We start from the raw sequence: 17,313 nt of genomic DNA on the forward strand, positions 1-17,313 counted from the left end.
GCGGAAATGGCTCGCAAACGGGGCCGCACGCGCCCGTCTTGCGCGTCACGGAAATGTCGAATAGCGCACTGGGTGCACTGGGTTGACGTCACCCTCAAGGCTGCCGGTTTCCATTGACTCCTCAGGCGGTTGGCGAGGCCGCTCGAAAAGCTGCCGTAAGGGTGCCGGTGCAATGCCGGTACCGGCACGCCGGTGGGGCTGGACGAGTCGGTTGCCTCTCCCCGAGCCGGTGTGTATCTTCCGACCATTGGGGATCGCCCGATGATCTCAATGTAATCGAAAGAGTAGAAGGCTTGGTTTCCAAGCGGCGGGGACGGTTTGTCATGACAATGGTCGCACGGGCGCGGACGGGTGACATCGCCGGATATTCTTTTCTGCATCTCTGAGAGACTCGACTCAGTACTCGAGCCGGCTCGTATTCTGTAACGCCGGCACAGGTTAAGTCCGGGTTTGACCGGACGGCGTGAGAACCTACTCTGGCAGAATGGGAGATGCGGGCGGATCATGTCCGGCGCATATGCAGGTGACGTTTCCTCATCCGAGGCCTGGCGGATGCTGGCGGAGGATCCGTCGGCCGTTCTCGTCGACGTGCGCACGCGGGCCGAATGGACCTTCGTCGGCGTCGCCGACCTGTCGCCGATCGGCAAGCAGCCGGTGCTGATCGAGTGGCAGAGCTATCCGGCGATGCAGGTCAATCCGCGCTTCCTCGAGGAACTCGCTGCGGCGCTCGGTGCGATCCCGGCCGCGCGCGAGGCGCCGCTGTTCTTCCTGTGCCGCTCGGGCGCGCGCAGCGCGTCGGCGGCGGCGCGCGCCACGGCGGCGGGCTATGCGGCCTGCTTCAACATCTCGGACGGTTTCGAGGGGCGGCTCGATGTCGCGCGCCATCGCGGCACGGTCGAGGGGTGGAAGGCATCGGGACTTCCTTGGGTGCAGTCATGAGTGGACGGATGGCGACAGGTGCGGCGGGCGTGGCGATGGAACTCTCGGAGGACGCGGATGCCAGCGCGAACTGGGTGTCGGGAGGGGCGGACCGGCAGGCCGAGACGGCGGGGGCGGCCGTGACGGACTCGGGCGCTCGCCATGCCGAGGCCTGGTCGCGCATCGTCCAGCGGCTTCGCGCCGAGTTCGGTGAGGACATCTACCGCAGCTGGTTCAAGGGGTTGTCCTTCGTCGAGGTGTCCGACATGACGGCCGTGCTGACGGTCGCCACGCCGTTCCTGCGGATGTGGATCCGCACCAATTACGGCGCCCGTCTGCTGGCGCTGTGGCGCGCCGAATGTCCGGGCGTCGAGCGGGTCGACGTGCGCGTGCGCGGCGTCGAGACGGCGACGCCGGAGCGGTCCACCCCGGCGCCGGTGCAGCGGCGCCTGCGCGATACGCGGTCCGCTCCGGCGCTGGTCCAGCCTGCCACGGCGTCGGGCGACCAGCTCTTCGAGAGTGCGCCGCTCGATCCGCGCTTCAAGTTCGAGACCTTCGCGGTGGGCGAATCCAACAAGATCGCGCACGACACCGCACTGTCGGTGGCCACGTCCGGTTCGGCCGGCACCATGTTCAACCCGCTGTTCATTCACGGCGGCGTCGGTCGCGGCAAGACACATCTGCTGCATGCCATCGCCTGGAAGGCGGCTGAGCTCGACCCTTCGCGCCGCATCCTGCATCTGTCGGCCGAGCAGTTCGTGTTCCGCTTCGTGTCCGCGGTGCGGTCGGATGCAGCGATCCCGTTCAAGGAGACGCTGCGCTCCATCGACCTCATGCTGATCGACGATCTGCAGTTCCTGCAGGGCAAGGCCACCCACCGCGAATTCAGCCATACGATGAACGCCCTCATCGAGGGCTGCCGGCAGGTGGTGATCGTTGCGGACCGCCCGCCGGCCGATCTGTGTGGCTTCGACGACCGAACCCGCTCGCGGCTCGCCGGCGGACTCGTCGCTGCCATCGGCAGCCAGGAGCTTGCGCTGCGCCGCCAGATCCTCGAGGCTCGGGTGCGGGCGCTCGCCGAGCGGGGACAGTCCGTCGATCTGTCGACCGAGGTGCTGGACTATGTCGCCCGTCAGGTCTCATCCAGCGGCCGCGACCTCGAGGGGGCGCTGAACCGGCTGGCAGCGTATCGCTGCTTCGCCAACGTGCCGGTGACGCTCGACCTTGCCGAACGGGTGATCCGCGATCTCGTCGCCACCCAGGAGCGACCGCAGATCCGCATCGAGGACATCCAGCGCGTCGTCGCCATGCACTATCAGGTGTCGCGGTCCGACCTGGTGTCGAACCGTCGCACCCGGGCGATCGTCGTGCCCCGCCAGATCGCCATGTATCTTGCCAAGGTGCTGACACCACGCTCCCTGCCGGAGATCGGCCGCCGCTTCGGCAACCGCGATCACACCACCGTGCTGCACGCGGTGCGCAAGATCGAAGGGCTGCTGGCCAAGGACAGGTCGCTGGCGCGCGACATCGAGACCCTGCGCCGCCGTATCGAAGACGGCGAGAGCTGAGAGCGCGCCGCTTCGCGCGCCCGCTGCACTTGCAAATGCGACCCGTTCCCGGCAAGTTCACCATCCTTTCCCGCACTGGGTGGGTTGGGGTGCCGGTCGGGTCTGCCGCGCCGGCTGATCGACAGGATTGCGTGCCATGCGTGTCACGATCGAACGCGCCGCGTTTCTGAAATCGCTCGGTCACGTCCACCGGGTGGTCGAACGGCGCAATACCATCCCGATCCTGTCCAACATCCTGGTGCGGGCGGATGGTGCGACGCTGCAATTGAAGGCCACCGACCTCGACATCGAGGTGGTCGATACCTCGCCGGCCGACGTGGCGCAGCCCGGCGCGACCACGGTCGCCGCCCATACGATCTACGATATCGTTCGCAAGCTGCCGGACGGCGCACAGGTCGCCCTCGAGACCGGCCCCGACGGCGCCTCGTTGGTGCTGTCCTCCGGGCGCGCCCGCTTCACGCTGCAAACCCTGCCGGGCTCCGATTTCCCCGACATCACCGCCGGGGCGTTCAGCCACCGCTTCGCGCTGCCCGCTGGCCGGCTCAAGCGGCTGATCGACAAGACACAGTTCGCGATCTCCCAGGAGGAGACCCGCTACTACCTGAACGGCATCTACTTCCACACGGTCGAGACGGACGGGCTTGCGCATCTGCGCGCCGTTGCGACCGACGGCCACCGGCTTGCCCGCGTCGAGACCGACGCGCCGGACGGGGCGCAGGGGATGCCGGGCATCATCGTGCCGCGCAAGGCGGTGCAGGAACTCCTCCGGCTGCTCGACGATCCGGCCGAGGCGGTTGGCATCGAACTGTCCGCCAACAAGGTGCGGTTCACGCTGGGCGCCGTGGTCCTCACCTCGAAACTGATCGACGGCACCTTCCCGGACTATGCCCGGGTCATCCCGACCGGCAATGACAGGATCCTGCGCGTCGATCGCGATGCGTTCGCCCGCAGCGTCGACCTTGTATCGACCGTCTCCAGCGAGCGGGGGCGGGCGGTAAAGCTCGCGCTGGACCGCGATCGCGTGGTGCTGAGCGTCAACAATCCCGACGCCGGCAACGCGACGGAGGAATTGGCCGCGGCCTATTCGTCCGAGCCGCTTGAGATCGGCTTCAACGCGCGCTACCTGCTCGACATAACCGGGCAGCTGGAGAGCGGCGAGGCGCGGTTCGAACTCGCCGACCCAGGCTCGCCGACACTGATCTGCGACGAAACCGACCGCTCGGCGCTCTACGTGCTGATGCCGATGCGGGTCTGACGAAAGGTCCTTCGTCCTGCCGGATGCGTCAGCGGCCATCGACGACGCCGGCCCGTCCGGGGCCCGGCACCGCGTTGCGATCCGCCGGCTGGCGCTGACCGATTATCGCAACTATCCGGAGCTGCGGCTGACGCTCGGGCCGCAACCGGTGGTGCTGACCGGGGCCAATGGCGCCGGCAAGACCAATCTCCTCGAGGCGCTGTCCTACCTGGCCCCCGGCCGCGGGCTGCGTGGCGCCAGCCTCGACGCGGTGATCCGCGCCGGCGCCGACGCCTTCGCCGTGGCCGCCTCCGTGGAGCGCGGCGAGGCCGCGGTCGATGTCGGCACCGGATTCCGCCGCGGCGAGAGCGGTCGCGAGGTGCGGATCGACCGGCAGCGGGCGCGCTCGGTGTCGGCGCTGGGCGAGATCGTTCGCGTCCTGTGGCTGACGCCGGCGATGGACGGTCTGTTCACCGGCGCCGCCGCCGACCGGCGCCGCTTCCTCGACCGCCTGGTGCTGACGCTGGATCCTGGCCACGCCGCCCGGGTCGGCGAGTTCGAGAAGCTGATGCGTCAGCGCAACCGCCTGCTCGAGGAGGCACGTCCCGATCGACGCTGGCTCGATGCGGTCGAGCATGAGCTTGCCGGATCGGCGGTAGCGCTCGCTGCCGCGCGGGCAGAGGCGGTGGCGCGGTTGAGCGCGGCACTCGCCGGCCGTGCGGGCGGAGTCTTCCCCGACCCCGCCCTGGAGCTGGTCGGAACCCTGGAGAACGAGCTGCGCGCGATGCCGGCGCTGGACGTCGAGGAGAACTATCGCCGCGCGCTGCAGGCGGCGCGACGTCGGGATGCCGCCGCCGGGCGGACGCTGCTCGGCCCGCATCGCAGCGATCTGTCGGTCGTCCATGCCAATCGCGGTGTCCCCGCCGCCATCGCCTCGACCGGCGAGCAGAAGGGGCTGCTGATCGCCCTCGTCCTCGCCCATGCGCGGATCGTGGCCGCCGCCGATCGGGGGGTCGCGCCGCTTCTGCTGCTCGACGAGGTGGCGGCGCATCTCGACGATATCCGGCGCGCGGCGCTGTTCGGCGAGATCCTGGCGCTCGGCGCGCAGGCCTGGATGACCGGCACAGACCGGCTGCTGTTCGCCGACATCGCTGCCGATGCGCAATGCTTTGAGGTCATCGACGGCCGGGTGTCGCCGCTGTGAGCGGCAGGCAACGTTCGCCAAACCGGCCGTGCGGCAATCGTGCCACGCCGGCGAGGCGATCCTCCGCCGATGTCTGTCCGGCACAACGGCGGCTGCCCGAAGCGCACCCGACCGGTGCGCTGGCCTCCCGAACCGTCGAAGCCGCTTCCCTCGCCGGCCGTGATGGCGTAGACCTTTGGCGGCCATGGACACGACCAGCCTCGTCGCCTTCGCGCTCGCCCTCGGGCTTGCCGCCGCCATTCCCGGGCCGGGCATCGCGGCGATCGTCGGTCGTGCGCTCGGCACCGGCTTCCGCCCGACCCTGCCGATGATGGCCGGACTGATCGTCGGCGACCTCGTCTACCTGTCGGCCGCGGCGCTCGGGCTCGGGGTCATCGCGGCGAGCTTCGGCACGGTGTTCGTGATCATTCGCTGGCTCGGCGCGGCCTATCTCGTCTATCTCGCCATCCGGCTTTGGACCGCGAAGCCCGAGCATGGCGTCATCGCGGCGCGCACCGGCGGCGGGCCGGTCTCGACCTTCCTGGCCGGGCTGGCGGTGACGCTCGGCAACCCGAAGGTGATCCTGTTCTATCTCGCTGTCCTGCCGACCATCGTCGATCTCGGCGGCCTGACGGCGCTGGCCTTCGCGGAAATGTCGGCGGTGGTGATCCTCGACCTCGTGGTGGTGATCGGCGCCTACGCGGCGCTCGCCGCCCGTGCCCGCCGGATGTTCGAGTCGGCGGCGGCGCGCCGCCGGCTCAACCGGCTCGCCGGCGCCAGCATGATGGGCGCGGCGGCGGCGATCGCGGCGCGCGGCTGAGCCGCGCGCGGATCCCCGCAGATTGCCGTCCGCCACGGAAATACCCATATTTTTCAGTGAAATGAGCAAGGTCCGGGGTCGGCATTCGGCCTCCGGAAATGCTAGACTGGCACTGATTCTGGTGATCCTCCCTGGGCAGGCGCCGAAGGGCGGCTGAAGGCTTGGCGCGCGAGGCCCTCTGACAGTGGATATCGATATGCAGGACAACGAGCCCGTCGCCGCAGGCGGCTCCGACTACGGCGCGGAATCGATCAAGGTTCTCAAGGGCCTGGACGCCGTGCGCAAGCGGCCGGGCATGTATATCGGCGACACCGACGACGGCTCCGGCCTGCATCACATGGTCTACGAGGTGGTCGACAACGCCATCGACGAGGCGCTTGCCGGCTGGTGCGACCGGGTCGATGTCACGCTCAATGCGGACGGCTCGGTGACCGTCACCGACAACGGCCGCGGCATTCCCACGGAGATGCACGAGGAGGGCGTGTCGGCCGCCGAAGTCATCATGACCCAGCTGCATGCGGGGGGAAAGTTCGACCAGAACTCCTACAAGGTGTCCGGCGGCCTGCATGGCGTCGGCGTTTCGGTGGTCAACGCGCTGTCCTCGAAGCTGACGCTCAGGATCTGGCGCGGCGGCAGCGAGCACATGATGGTTTTCCGGGACGGCAACGCCGAGGCGCCGCTCGCCGTGGTCGGGCCGTCGAACGGCCGCACCGGGACCGAAGTGACCTTCCTGCCGAGCCCGGCCACCTTCACCATGACCGAGTTCGACTGGCACACGCTCGAACATCGGCTGCGCGAGCTCGCGTTCCTCAATTCCGGCGTCACCATCACGCTGACCGACAATCGCGGCGTCGAGCAGAAGCGCGAGGAGATGCACTACGAGGGTGGTGTCGAGGCCTTCGTGCGCTGGCTCGACCGTGCGAAATCGCCACTGATCAGCCAGCCGGTGGTGCTGAAGGGCGAGCGCGACGGCATCGCCGTCGAGGCGGCGCTGTGGTGGAACGACAGTTACCACGAGAACGTGCTGTGTTTCACCAACAACATACCCCAGCGCGACGGTGGCACGCATCTGGCAGGCTTCCGCGCTGCGCTGACCCGTCAGGTGACGGGCTACGCCGACAGCTCCGGCATCATCAAGCGGGAGAAGGTGTCGCTGACCGGCGACGACTGCCGCGAGGGGCTGACCTGTGTCCTGTCGGTGAAGGTGCCGGATCCGAAATTCTCGAGCCAGACAAAGGACAAGCTGGTCTCCTCCGAAGTCCGGCCGGTCGTCGAGAGCCTTGTCGGCGAGGGACTCTCGGTGTGGTTCGAGGAACATCCCGCCGAGGCCAGGGCGATCGTCTCCAAGGTCGTCGAGGCCGCGGCCGCCCGCGAGGCGGCGCGCAAGGCGCGTGAACTGACCCGCCGCAAGGGCGCGCTCGACATCGCCAACCTGCCCGGCAAGCTCGCCGACTGCCAGGAGCGCGATCCGGCCAAGTCCGAACTGTTCATCGTCGAGGGCGATTCGGCCGGCGGCTCGGCCAAGCAGGGCCGCGACCGTGCCTTCCAGGCGGTGTTGCCACTCAGGGGCAAGATCCTCAATGTCGAGCGGGCGCGCTTCGACAAGATGCTGTCGTCCGAACAGATCGGCATGCTGATCACGGCGCTCGGCACCGGCATCGGTCCGGAGGACTTCGACATCGGCAAGCTGCGCTACCACAAGATCATCATCATGACCGACGCCGACGTTGACGGCGCCCATATCCGCACGCTGCTGCTGACCTTCTTCTATCGCCAGATGCGCGAACTCATCGAGCGCGGCCACCTGTTCATCGCCCAGCCGCCGCTCTACAAGGTCAAGCGCGGCAATTCCGAGCAGTATCTGAAGGATGAACGGGCGCTTGAGGACTACCTGCTCGCCTGCGGGCTGGAGGACGCCTCGCTGACGCTCGCCAATGGCGAGGTCCGCACCGGCGCCGATCTGCGGGCGATCGTCGAGGAGGCCCGCATCATCGCCAGGACGATCGACGCCCTGCATCACCGCTATCACCGCACCACCGTCGAGCAGGCGGCAATCGCCGGCGTGCTCAGCCCCGATGTGGGCAAGTCGGAAGAGGAGCGGCAGGCCGCCGCGGCCTACATCGCCCGGCGGCTCGATCTTCTGTCGGAGGAGACCGAGCGCGGCTGGGTCGGCATTCCCACCGACGACGGCTTCCGCTTCGAGCGCGAGGTGCGCGGGGTGAAGGAGGCCTCGTTCATCGACCGGGCCCTGTTGTCCTCGGCCGATGCGCGCAAGCTCGACAGCCACGCCGCGCACCTGCAGGAGGTCTATGTCAAGGCTGCGGTGTTCCGCCGCAAGGACGTCGCCACCGAGATCCGCGGTCCGAGCGCGCTGTTCCGCGCAGTGATGGCGGCCGGGTCTAAGGGGCTGTCGCTGCAGCGCTACAAGGGGCTCGGCGAGATGAATCCCGAACAGCTCTGGGAAACGACGCTCGATGTGAACGCCCGCTCGCTGCTGCAGGTGCGGGTGCGCGATGCGGCCGACGCCGACGAGATCTTCACCGAGCTGATGGGTGACGTTGTCGAGCCGCGCAAGCGGTTCATCCAGGAGAACGCGCTCAGCGTGTCGAACCTCGACGTGTGAGGCTGGCGCGGGGGTGAGCAGGCGATTGTTACTGCCGCGCAGCGAGACAGTTGCGCTGCGACGCGGACGGCTGCACGGGCCCGCACCGGGTGGAGCGGCGCGGGCCCGCGACGGTCGCCGCCGCCGGCGGTCGGGTCGGACGGAGATCAGCCGGGCGGCGGCGACGCCGGGGGAGAATCGATGAGCGGGATCAGCGCGGCGCGGCAGGCTGCCGACAGCCCGTCAGCATGGTCCCTGAAGCAGGCGGCAAGGCGTCCGTCGCCGGGCCGGACCGACCTGCAGTAGCGTTGATAGTCGGCCACGCAGGCCATGCGGATCGCCTGCCGCGTGGTGCGGTCGAGACCACCCGTCTCCTGGGCGCGCGCCGTCGTGACCGCCATTGGCGCCACCGCCATGATCCCGGCCACCAGGCCCAGGGTCCTGGGGCGAAGCATTGCAATCGGCATCGTTGCTCTCCCTGCCGGTGCCTCCGAATGGGACCCACCATGCATGGCTGATGTCGCAGAACTGTCCCTCGCGGGGCGGTAAAGTGTAAGACTTGGTCGCCGCCCGCGCCGAAGCGGTGCGATGCGGACGCCGATCGGGGACAGCAGGCGCCGGGGGATCGGGTACGCTCGGGACTCAGGGGCAGGGGAGAAGCCGGACCGGATCGGCCCCGCCCACGAGCTCGGCGAGGCTGCGGCATCCTTCCGGCTCGGTGCACAGGCTCCAGTCGCCGGCCATCGCGGTGTCGGCCCGGCGCAGCACGATCTGCGTCCGCGTGTCGTCCCGCGGATGCCAGACATACCAGCCGTCGACGAGCCGCGCCTCCGGGGCCGGCTCCATGCCGGCGCCTGAGCCCTTGAGCCGCACGGTCTCGAGCACGAGGCGGTCCGCCTCGACCCGCCAGTCCTCCTGCCACGGGATGCGTTCGACCGTGTGCATCCAGGTAAGCGTGAAGGCCGTTGCGGCGATGCGCGCCGCGGCGACGGCGCTCGCCAGGCACACAGCCATCGCTCAGCCTGCCGAAACGGCCGCCGCGCGGCTGCGGCGGTTGCGCCACCACACCCAGCCGACGAAGGCGAAACAGGCGGCAAGGCCGATCTCGTCGGTGATCGGCAGGGCGACGATCAGCAAGGCGGCCCCGGCGAACGCCCACAGCCGCTCCCACCAGGCGAGCCTGACGCCAGCGAAGCCGATTGCGGTCGCCCCCCACAGCGAGATCGCCAGCAGCGCCTTGAAGACGTTGTAGGCGACCGCCGGCCAGAAGCCGATCGCCGCGGCGAGCGGTCCGCCCGGCTGCAGCATCAGCGTCGGCGCGTAGACCGCCATGTAGGGGATGACGAAGCCGGCGATGGCGACGCGCACCGCCTGCACGCCGATCTTCATGCCCGATTCCTTGGCGATCGGGGCTGCAGCGAAGGCGGCCAGCGCCACCGGTGGCGTCAGGTCGGCCATGATGCCGAAATAGAAGACGAACATGTGGCTGACGATCAGCGGCACGCCGAGATCGAGCAGAGCGGGGCCGGCGATCGACGAGGTGATGATGTAGTTGGGGATCGTCGGGATGCCCATGCCGAGGATCAGGCAGGTCAGCATGGTCAGCACCAGCGACAGGAACAGCGAGCTCTCGCCGATTGCCACGATCACCCGGGCGAAGGTGGTGGCGGTCCCGGTCAGCGCCAGCACGCCGATGATGACACCGACCAGCGCGCAGGCGACGCCGACGGGCAGCGCGTTCTTGGCGCCCTCCGCGAGGCTTTCGACCGACAGCTTCAGCGTCTCCCGTCCGCCTCTGGTGAACAGATTGGCCACGATCAGCAGCCCGATCAGCAGCACGACGATGTTGATGCCGAATCGGAAGAACTGGCTCGCCGCCAGGCCGAGCGCCACCCAGAACACCATTCTCAGTGCGATCGGTCCGAGCCGGGCGGCGACCGGCACGCCGAGGATGATCAGCATCGTCAGCGCCAGGCCGAGCGTTCCGGCGAACAGCGGCGTGTAGCCTGAGAACAGCAGATAGACGAGCGCGGCCAGCGGCAGGATCAGATACCAGCGCCGCCGGAGCGCGCCGAGCGCGCTCGGCAGTTCATCGCGCGGCAGCCCCTTCAGACCGAGCCGGCCGGCTTCCAGATGCACCATCCAGAACACGGTGACGAAGTAGAGGATCGCCGGCACGATTGCCGCCGTCACAACCTCGACATAGGGAACACCGATCGTCTCGGCCATGATGAAGGCGACAGCCCCCATCACCGGCGGCATGATCTGGCCCCCCATCGAGGAGGTCGCCTCGACGCCGCCGGCAAAGGCCGGACGGAAGCCGAATCGCTTCATCAACGGAATGGTGAACTGCCCGGTGGTCACCACATTGGCAACGCCCGAGCCGTTGATCGTGCCCATCAGACCGGAGGAGACGACGGAGACCTTGGCCGGGCCGCCACGTGTGTGGCCGACCGTGCCCATGGCGACGTCGGTGAACAGCTGGATCATCCCGGCCCGCTCCAGGAAGGCGCCGAACAGGATGAACAGGAAGATGTAGGTCGACGACACATAAGTGGGCGTGCCGTAGATGCCCTCGGTGCCGAGGAACAGGATCTCGATGATCTGTTCATAGTCGTAGGGGCGATGGCCGAAGGGCGGCGGCAGGAGGTGACCCCAAAGGCCGTAGGCGAGGAACAGCCCGCAGATGATCGGCAGCGCCGGGCCCATCATCACGTAGCCGGCGAGGAAGACCAGCGCGACCGCGACGGTGCCAACGACGAGATCGACGTCATTCGGCGCGCCGGCGCGCTCGATCACGATCTCGACGTAGAACACCCAGTGGTAGAGGCCGATGGCGAAGCCGGCGATGCCGAGACCCGCGAACAGGGCGACGCGCCAGCCGGCCAGTGGCGCGCGGTTGGCGACGAGCCCGAACAGCAGCAGCATCAGGAAGCCGACATGCACCGCCCTGACCACCTGGCTCGGGATCGGTGAATAGGCGGCCGTCCACAGCTGGAACAGCGAGAAGGCGATGGCGACCGCAAACAGGATCGCCGCGCCTGGCCGGGGTCCCCAGGCCCAGTGCTGGGTCTCCCGCGGTGCCGTCGCACCGTCGGGCGCCGCGATGCGTGCTGCGGTCATGCGAGACCCCTGACTGCCGGCGGCGCGGCGCGCGCATCGGACGGATGTGGCGGTTTCCCGGCCCGAGATGCGCCGGGCCATGATGCGCCCGTTCGGGACGCGGCGATGGCCGGGGCGGCCCCGGCCATCGTGTTGCACCGCCGTTCGGTCATGGCGCCGTGCCCGGTCTGCGGTCGTGCTGAGACCGGTCCGGTGATCTACATCACACCCTTTTCCCGGTAATACCGCTCCGCACCGGGATGCAGCGGGATCGGCGAATCCTTCGGCGCATTCTCCAGCGAGATCGCCCGGGCAGCCGAATGCGCCGCGACCAACTGATCGAGGTTCTCGAAGATCGCCTTGGTCATGCCATAGGCAAGGTCGTCGGACACGCCCGAATGCGTCACCAGGAAGTTGACGACCGCAGCGGTCGCGACATCCGCATCCTGTCCGGTGTAGGTGCCGGCGGGAATGGTCGCGGCGATGTACGGCGCGCCGATCTTCGCGACCACGTCGGCCGGTACCTCGACCACCACGATGTCGACCGACGTGGCGAGATCTCGGATCGAGGCGACGCCGAGCCCGGCCGACTGCAACGTGGCGTCGAGCTGGCGATTCTTCATCAGTTCGACCGATTCGGCGAAGGGCAGGTACTCGACCTTGCCGAGATCGTCATAGCTGATGCCGGCGGCGCCGAGGATCGCCCGGGCGTTGAGCTCGGTCCCCGAACGCGGCGCGCCGACCGACAGGCGCTTGCCCTTCAGGTCTGCCAGCGTCGTGATGCCGGACTCCTTCGAGGCGACGATCTGGATGTAGTTCGGATAGATCGCGCCGATTGCCCGCAGCTTGTCGAGCGGCGCCTTGAAACCGGCATCCGCATTGCCTTCCCAGGCGAGCGCGACCGAATCGCCCAGTGCCAGGGCGATTTCCCCCTTGCCGTCCTGAAGCAGATTGAGGTTCTCGACCGAGGCCTTGGTCGACTGCACGGACGGCTGGACGTCGGGGATCTGCGCGGCGAACAGCTTTTCCATGGCGACGCCGAGCGGATAGTAGACGCCGGCCTGCCCGCCGGTGAGAATGTTGACGTATTCGACTGCCTTCGCGGTCAGAGGGGCGGCAACGATCGCCGCTGCTCCGGCAGCTATCAGGATGGGGCGCTTCAAAAGGTGCATCAATATTCCTCCGCGTCGACGTGTGCCTGATTCTTGGAACATGCGGTTGAGCCCGGATGGGACTGTCGGCCAATCTAACAGCCGGACCGTCGCTGACAACATGAAGGTCGCCGCTGTGATCGACGTGGCGCAGGAAGATCTTGCAGTCTTGGGCATACCAGTTACGATCATCGTAACATTGATCTCGTGATTGTAACCGCCAGGCAGGAGGTCGTTTCGATGCCCCGCATCTCCGGGTCGCCGCGCGGCAGCGGCGTCCAGGCCGTGGTCTTCGCGCTGGAGATCCTCGAACTCCTCGCCCAGCGCCAGGCGGCGGTGGGGGTGACCGAGCTCGCCAAGGCGTTCAATACCACCAAGAGCCGGATGCATCGGCATCTGCAGACGCTGCTGGCCGCCGGGTACATCATCCGCGAGGAGGACACCGAGCGCTACAAGGTCAGCACCCGACTGATCGCGCTCGGCCGGGCGGTCTCCGACAATTTCGAACTGACCTCGGTGGCCCGCCCGGTGATGCGCGAGCTGCGCGAGCATCTCGGCAATCCGGTGGTGCTGTCGCAGGCCGAGCCCGACGGCGTGCACATCCTCGCCATGCTGACCGGCAAGTCCGCGCTGGAGATCGGTGTCAAGGTCGGATCGGTGATCGATTTCCACTCGACCGCGCAGGGAAAGGTGGCGCTCGCCTTCGGCGAGAAGGAGACGCATGATCGGGTGCTCGCCGGACCGCTCGAACCGCACACCGACGACACGATCACCGATCCGGCATTGCTGGCGGCGGAGATCGACCAGATCCGCGCGCGCGGCTGGGCGTCAGCGGCCAACCAGACCACGATCGGACTGAACGCGCTGGCTGCGCCCATCCTCGACGGTGGCGGTCGCCTTGCCGGCATCATCGCCATCGTCGATTCGGTGCAATACATCCCCGAGCCGCCGACCGCCGAACAGACCGCCGCGGTGACGCGGGCCGGCCGCGAGATCTCCAGGCTGCTCGGCTACCGGCCGACCTGAGATGAGGTCAGGTATCCCACCAGGGGGTGCGACATCGTCGGTCACCGTGCGGGTGACATCGGCGGTACGCTCGGTGGCCGGCCACAGCGCGGTCATGCAGGCGCAGACGACCGTCTGGTTTCAGGCCGTCGGCGTGACCGGGACGACGACGCTGACCGACGGCAGCCTCGACGCCATCGGTGCCGCGCGCCCGCTGCCCGGGCTGCTGCCGGCGACCGGCATCGACGAGCTGCCATTGTCGGGAACCGGTCACCGGGACGGTCGAGGCCCGGATTGCGGAAAGGACGCGGCCGGCTTCCTCGCCCGCCGCAGGCCGTGCTGGTTCGGCGGCCTGGACTGGGCAACCGCCTGACCAGGCCCGAGGTCGAGCTGACCGAACAGGTCAATGATCCGCCTTGCTGCCGGCAGAGCCGCCTGGCCGGCAGCGCCTGTTCGCTGCGGAACGTCTCAATGCGGCTTGCGGTGTGCCTCGGCCGGCAGGCACGACGCGCGCACCGCCTCGCCGCTCTCCCTGACCAGGCTGCTGGTCATCGCCATCAGCTTGTTGGCCTCGCGCATGTAATCCTCGAACATCGTGCGCATGTGCTCGAGCTGCAGCTGCAGGAGTTCCGGCGGCGACTTCACATCGGTCAGCCGCGCGAAATCCTCGGCATTGGCTTCGACCCGGTGCGCCGCGAAGGCGGTGAACTCCTGCGCGAAGCGCGAGGCGGTCTCCAGGAAGCTCATCTGCAGCTCCAGCACCGTCTCCAGTGCCTCCTGATTGATCTGGAGGACGTTGGCCTCGGCGGCCGTCGCAGATCGGGATGCGGACTTCGCCATTGCGGGAACCTCCCTGCACTCGTTCGGTGTATCGAACACACTGATCGCCCCCCGGGCCGTTGCATTGCGCCTGATCAAAATCTCGTCACCAAAGCGGGCCTATATGTGACGTCATGACGGCTGCCCGACCCACCCTTGCCACTGTTCCCGCGCCGCAGCCGGACGGCGCCACCGGCGCTGCATCCGAGCCCCGCCGATCCCCGCCCGCTCCCGACGGCCTCGCCGGGTCTCGCTACGACACGCTCGCCGGGTCTCGCTACGACACGCTCGACCGCGTCGCCCGCGCCGCGCTCGCCCGGTGGACACAGGGAATTTCCCCTTGGGCATTCGCCAGCGCCTGGGCCGACTGGGGCGTGCATCTTGCCGCCGCACCCGGCCGCCAGGCCGAGCTCGTCCACAAGGCCTGGGCCGACGCGCTGAAGCTTGGCCTCTATGCGATCGAGACTGCTGCCGGGAACACCCCCGAGCCGCCGTTCCGACCCGATGCCGACGATCGCCGCTTCTCCCATCGGGACTGGCAGAAGCCGCCCTACCGGATGATGCTGCAGACCTATCTGGGGATCGAGGACTGGTGGCGGGCAGCGACCCGGCCGATCCGCGGCGTCAAGCGCAAGAGCGCGGCGCGCGTCGCCTTCATGGCCGACCAGGCGCTCGACATGCTGTCGCCCTCCAACTGGATGCTGACCAATCCGGAGATCCTCGAGGCGCTCAGGCGGACCGGCGGCGGCAATCTCGTCGAGGGGTGGCGCAACCTGATCGATGACATCGCCCGCCAGATCGCCGGCCGCCCGCCCGCGGGAAGCGAACGCTGGCGGGTCGGCGAGACTCTCGCCGTCACGCCTGGCCAGGTCGTATTCCGCAACGATCTGATGGAGGTGATCCAGTATGCACCGACGACGCCGACGGTACGCCGCGAACCGGTGCTGATCGTGCCGGCCTGGATCATGAAGTACTACATCCTCGACCTGTCGCCGGAGAACTCGCTGGTGCGATGGCTGGTCGGCGAGGGGTATACCGTGTTCATGGTCTCCTGGCGCAATCCCGGACCCGCCGACGCCGGCATTGGCCTCGACGACTACCGCACCCGGGGCGTAATAGCCGCCCTCGACGTGGTCGGCAGGATCGTGCCCGATACCCCGGTCCATGCCTGCGGCTACTGCCTCGGCGGCACCATGCTGGCGATCGCCGCCGCCACCATGGCGCGCGACGGCGACCGGCGTCTCGGGACCATCACCCTGTTCGCCGCCCAGACCGATTTTTCCGAGGCCGGCGAACTGATGCTGTTCGTCGATGAGGCGCAGATCGCCCTCCTCGAGGACATGATGTGGGACCAGGGAGTGCTCGACACCCACCAGATGGCCGGCGCATTCCAGCTTCTCAGGGCGAACGATCTCGTCTGGTCGAAGTCGGTGCGCACCTACGTGCTCGGCGAGCGCGAACCGATGAGCGACCTGATGGCGTGGAACGCCGACCAGACGCGGATGCCGGCGCGCATGCATTCGGAGTATCTGCGTGCACTGTTCCTGGAGAACCGGCTCACTGCCGGCCGCTTCGCGGTGGAGGGGCGGGTCATCGCGCTGCGCGACATCGAGGCCCCGATCTTCCTGGTCGGCACCGAGAAGGATCACATCGCCCCGTGGCGATCGGTGTACAAGCTTCACCTGTTCAGCCACGCCGACATCACCTTCGTGCTGACCTCGGGCGGCCACAATGCGGGGATCGTCTCGGAACCCGGACACCCCCGGCGCCACTACCGGATCGCCACCCGCCACGATGGCGACCCGTACCGGAGCCCGGACGAGTGGGCGGCCGTGGCGCAGGTTCGGCCGGGTTCGTGGTGGCCGGACTGGCAGGCCTGGCTTGCAGCGCACAGCGCTGCGGAGCGCGTGCCGCCGCCGCCGATGGGCGCGCCCGACAAGGGGCTCCCGCCGCTCGAACCCGCACCCGGCAGCTACGTGCACGGCCGCTGAGGCGGTCCGCCTAGCCAGCCGGCGCGGCGCCGACGAGCCCCCGTTCCCAGCCGAGCATGGCGCGCTTGCGTGTCAGCCCCCAGTGATATCCGCACAGCGAGCCGGACTTGCCCAGAACCCGATGGCAGGGCACCACGAAGGAGATCGGGTTGCGGCCGACGGCGGCACCGACGGCACGGGCCGCCTTCGGCCGGCCGAGGCGGGCGGCGATGTCGGAATAGGTCGTGGCGCGTCCGAGCGGAATCTTCAGCAGCGTCTCCCAGACCCGGATCTCGAAGTCCGAGCCGATGAACACCACCCGCAGCGGGTCGTCGGCCCGCCACATGTCCGGCCGGAAGATCCGCGCCGCATAGGGCGCGGTCGCCGCTTCATCCTCCCGGAACGCCGCGCGCGGCCAGCGCGCAGTCATGTCGGCGAGCACCCCTGGCCTGTCCTGCGGACCGTCGGCGAAGGCCATGCCGGCCAGCCCGCGTGACGTCGCCATCACCAGCGCCTCGCCGAACGGCGAGGGATGGAAGCCCCAGACGATCTCGACGCCGGCGCCGCGCGTGGCGTACTCGCCGGGACTCATCGCCTCGTGGGTGACGAACAGATCATGCAGGCGGCCGGGTCCGGACAGGCCGAGCGCGTAGGTCGCGTCCAGCACACTCGCCGAATCGCGCAGCATCTCGCGGGCCGCATCCAGCGTGATCGCCTGCAGGAACGCCTTCGGCGTCAGTCCGCACCAGCGCCGGAACAGGACGCGCAGCCGCTCCGGCGACAGCCCGACATGGGCGGCCACGGTCTCGGTCTCCGGCTGCGCACGCCAGGTTGCGGCGATGAATTCGATGGCGCGGCGAACGTTCGCATAGTCATCGGCGCCGTGCCGATGAGCATTCGCGGCGGTCGGGGGATCGGTGAGCATCACGGTCATGGCTGGC

At 68.5% G+C, this 17,313-nt stretch carries 15 protein-coding genes; 9 read left to right on the forward strand and 6 right to left on the reverse strand.

Annotated features, from left to right (window positions below; translation table 11 throughout):
- The first annotated feature begins 504 nt into the window (after positions 1-504).
- The 6 genes from EDC22_RS06980 (at position 505) to gyrB (ending at position 8,346) form a co-directional block, all read left to right on the forward strand.
- Positions 505-939 carry a rhodanese-like domain-containing protein gene (locus tag EDC22_RS06980; RefSeq protein WP_132805892.1) on the forward strand — a complete coding sequence of 145 codons (435 nt, stop codon included), beginning with the start codon at positions 505-507 and terminating at the stop codon, positions 937-939.
- Positions 940-1,058: 119 nt separating this feature from the next.
- Positions 1,059-2,486 (forward strand): chromosomal replication initiator protein DnaA, encoded by a 1,428-nt coding sequence (gene dnaA / locus EDC22_RS06985; RefSeq protein ID WP_425385518.1) that lies wholly within the window; start codon positions 1,059-1,061, stop codon positions 2,484-2,486.
- A 136-nt stretch (positions 2,487-2,622) separates the two neighbouring features.
- Positions 2,623-3,741, forward strand: a complete 1,119-nt coding sequence (gene dnaN, locus EDC22_RS06990) for a DNA polymerase III subunit beta (RefSeq protein ID WP_132805893.1) — start codon at positions 2,623-2,625, stop codon at positions 3,739-3,741.
- A gap of 37 nt (positions 3,742-3,778) precedes the next feature.
- The gene (recF, locus tag EDC22_RS06995; protein ID WP_165926831.1) at positions 3,779-4,924 is read left to right on the forward strand and encodes a DNA replication/repair protein RecF; all 1,146 of its coding nucleotides are present in this window, start codon (positions 3,779-3,781) and stop codon (positions 4,922-4,924) included.
- Positions 4,925-5,108: 184 nt separating this feature from the next.
- A complete protein-coding gene (locus EDC22_RS07000) occupies positions 5,109-5,723 on the forward strand; it encodes a LysE family translocator (protein WP_132805895.1) in 615 nt (204 codons plus the stop codon).
- Between the two features lie 196 nt (positions 5,724-5,919).
- A complete protein-coding gene (gene gyrB, locus EDC22_RS07005; RefSeq protein WP_132805896.1) occupies positions 5,920-8,346 on the forward strand; it encodes a DNA topoisomerase (ATP-hydrolyzing) subunit B in 2,427 nt (808 codons plus the stop codon).
- Positions 8,347-8,492: 146 nt separating this feature from the next.
- On the opposite strand, the gene EDC22_RS07010 is transcribed toward gyrB, so the two are convergent.
- From EDC22_RS07010 to EDC22_RS07025, 4 genes are all read right to left on the reverse strand, one after another.
- Positions 8,493-8,792 (reverse strand): cysteine rich repeat-containing protein, encoded by a 300-nt coding sequence (locus EDC22_RS07010; RefSeq protein WP_132805897.1) that lies wholly within the window; start codon positions 8,790-8,792, stop codon positions 8,493-8,495.
- A gap of 175 nt (positions 8,793-8,967) precedes the next feature.
- A complete protein-coding gene (locus tag EDC22_RS07015) occupies positions 8,968-9,339 on the reverse strand; it encodes a DUF1850 domain-containing protein (RefSeq protein WP_132805898.1) in 372 nt (123 codons plus the stop codon).
- A 3-nt stretch (positions 9,340-9,342) separates the two neighbouring features.
- Positions 9,343-11,448, reverse strand: coding sequence for a TRAP transporter permease (locus tag EDC22_RS07020; protein WP_132805899.1), 2,106 nt, complete (start codon positions 11,446-11,448; stop codon positions 9,343-9,345).
- Positions 11,449-11,645: 197 nt separating this feature from the next.
- A complete protein-coding gene (locus EDC22_RS07025; protein ID WP_207903724.1) occupies positions 11,646-12,599 on the reverse strand; it encodes a TAXI family TRAP transporter solute-binding subunit in 954 nt (317 codons plus the stop codon).
- A gap of 219 nt (positions 12,600-12,818) precedes the next feature.
- Here EDC22_RS07025 and EDC22_RS07030 point away from each other — a divergent pair, with 219 nt between their 5' ends.
- Positions 12,819-13,604, forward strand: coding sequence for an IclR family transcriptional regulator (locus EDC22_RS07030; RefSeq protein WP_132805900.1), 786 nt, complete (start codon positions 12,819-12,821; stop codon positions 13,602-13,604).
- A 46-nt stretch (positions 13,605-13,650) separates the two neighbouring features.
- Positions 13,651-13,956, forward strand: a complete 306-nt coding sequence (locus EDC22_RS07035; protein WP_165926819.1) for a hypothetical protein — start codon at positions 13,651-13,653, stop codon at positions 13,954-13,956.
- Positions 13,957-14,051: 95 nt separating this feature from the next.
- Here EDC22_RS07035 and EDC22_RS07040 read toward each other — a convergent pair whose 3' ends face one another.
- Complete coding sequence (locus EDC22_RS07040) at positions 14,052-14,423, reverse strand: phasin family protein (protein WP_132805902.1); 372 nt, start codon at positions 14,421-14,423, stop codon at positions 14,052-14,054.
- Positions 14,424-14,536: 113 nt separating this feature from the next.
- Here EDC22_RS07040 and EDC22_RS07045 point away from each other — a divergent pair, with 113 nt between their 5' ends.
- Positions 14,537-16,393 (forward strand): PHA/PHB synthase family protein, encoded by a 1,857-nt coding sequence (locus EDC22_RS07045; protein WP_132805903.1) that lies wholly within the window; start codon positions 14,537-14,539, stop codon positions 16,391-16,393.
- 10 nt (positions 16,394-16,403) lie between these two features.
- Here the strand turns inward: EDC22_RS07045 and EDC22_RS07050 are convergent, their stop codons facing one another.
- Positions 16,404-17,306, reverse strand: a complete 903-nt coding sequence (locus tag EDC22_RS07050; RefSeq protein WP_132805904.1) for a methylated-DNA--[protein]-cysteine S-methyltransferase — start codon at positions 17,304-17,306, stop codon at positions 16,404-16,406.
- Positions 17,307-17,313: the final 7 nt, after the last annotated feature.

Source organism: Tepidamorphus gemmatus (assembly GCF_004346195.1).
Lineage (GTDB): Bacteria > Pseudomonadota > Alphaproteobacteria > Rhizobiales > Tepidamorphaceae > Tepidamorphus > Tepidamorphus gemmatus.

Excerpts from the sequence above, each read along its gene's own strand:
- EDC22_RS07015 (WP_132805898.1), bottom strand. The coding sequence starts at position 9,339 with ATGGCTGTGTGCCTGGCGAGCGCCGTCGCCGCGGCGCGCATCGCCGCA.
- EDC22_RS07025 (WP_207903724.1), bottom strand. The coding sequence starts at position 12,599 with ATGCACCTTTTGAAGCGCCCCATCCTGATAGCTGCCGGAGCAGCGGCG.
- EDC22_RS06980 (WP_132805892.1), top strand. The coding sequence starts at position 505 with ATGTCCGGCGCATATGCAGGTGACGTTTCCTCATCCGAGGCCTGGCGG.
- dnaN (WP_132805893.1), top strand. The coding sequence starts at position 2,623 with ATGCGTGTCACGATCGAACGCGCCGCGTTTCTGAAATCGCTCGGTCAC.
- gyrB (WP_132805896.1), top strand. The coding sequence starts at position 5,920 with ATGCAGGACAACGAGCCCGTCGCCGCAGGCGGCTCCGACTACGGCGCG.
- EDC22_RS07030 (WP_132805900.1), top strand. The coding sequence starts at position 12,819 with ATGCCCCGCATCTCCGGGTCGCCGCGCGGCAGCGGCGTCCAGGCCGTG.
- EDC22_RS07010 (WP_132805897.1), bottom strand. The coding sequence starts at position 8,792 with ATGCCGATTGCAATGCTTCGCCCCAGGACCCTGGGCCTGGTGGCCGGG.
- EDC22_RS07050 (WP_132805904.1), bottom strand. The coding sequence starts at position 17,306 with ATGACCGTGATGCTCACCGATCCCCCGACCGCCGCGAATGCTCATCGG.
- EDC22_RS07020 (WP_132805899.1), bottom strand. The coding sequence starts at position 11,448 with ATGACCGCAGCACGCATCGCGGCGCCCGACGGTGCGACGGCACCGCGG.
- EDC22_RS07040 (WP_132805902.1), bottom strand. The coding sequence starts at position 14,423 with ATGGCGAAGTCCGCATCCCGATCTGCGACGGCCGCCGAGGCCAACGTC.
- EDC22_RS07000 (WP_132805895.1), top strand. The coding sequence starts at position 5,109 with ATGGACACGACCAGCCTCGTCGCCTTCGCGCTCGCCCTCGGGCTTGCC.
- EDC22_RS07045 (WP_132805903.1), top strand. The coding sequence starts at position 14,537 with ATGACGGCTGCCCGACCCACCCTTGCCACTGTTCCCGCGCCGCAGCCG.